General features: G+C 75.7%; 1 protein-coding gene. It reads left to right on the plus strand.

What is annotated here, in order from left to right; genetic code table 11:
• Positions 1 to 812, plus strand: an 812-nt coding sequence (locus tag F8A92_RS18790; protein ID WP_228389582.1) for a hypothetical protein, incomplete at its 5' end; no start/stop codon positions are given.
• Between the last annotated feature and the right edge of the window lie 14 nt (positions 813 to 826).

Genomic DNA, 826 nt, shown 5'->3' on the forward strand with positions numbered 1-826 from the left:
CGGACGATCCACGCGCGCACGACGTGCCGCCGCCGCGGCCGGCACCGAGCACGGCTCCGGCAGGCGGCACCGCTCCAGCACCCCGCACGCCCCGGATACCTGCGGAGCCCGGCACCGTCCAGCAGGTCCCCAGGGCGGGGCAGGACGCCGTCCCCTCGGCCGGGCAGGACGCCGTCCCCTCGGCCGTCGGTGCCGCTCGGCGCGCGACCGCGCGGCTGCACGGCCACTTCGAGCTCGTCGCCGCCGACCATGCGAGGGTGTGGCTGCCGGGCCGGCGACCGATCGCCCTGGTGCTCACCATCGGCGCCGCCGGGCCGCGGCGGCCAGTGGTCGCGACCCGGGACGGACGGACGATCTCCATCGCGCTGAGCACCGCCGCGAGCACCGCGGACATCGCGGCGGAGGTCGCCGGCGGTGTGACCGCCGCGCTGCTGCACGATCTCGACCCGAGCAGCTTCGGAGCCGACTCCGTGCTCACCCGCGACGGGACGGTCACGCCGCGGGCCCGGCTCAGCCGCGACGACCTACGCCGCATCGCCGTCCTGCAGGAGCTGCTCTGGCAGCTCGAGCACACCCACGGTCCGCTCCACGACGCCGTGGTGCGCGCGCTGGACGAGCGGATCGGCCAGATGGGGCTGGATCCAGCCGGCGGAGCGGCCGCCGACGCACGCCGTGGCCTGCTGCCGCCGGAGCTGCGCGGCGCGCTGGCCCGCACCGATCGGCGGCGCACTTCGGTACCGGAATCGGGAGGCGGATTCACGCGGTCGTCGCAACGCCTGTTGTTTTTGGCGGCGTTGAGAGTACCTCGTTGAGGACTTCGGCTGGT

This window comes from Cumulibacter manganitolerans, assembly GCF_009602465.1.
GTDB classification, from domain to species: Bacteria; Actinomycetota; Actinomycetes; order Mycobacteriales; family Antricoccaceae; genus Cumulibacter; species Cumulibacter manganitolerans.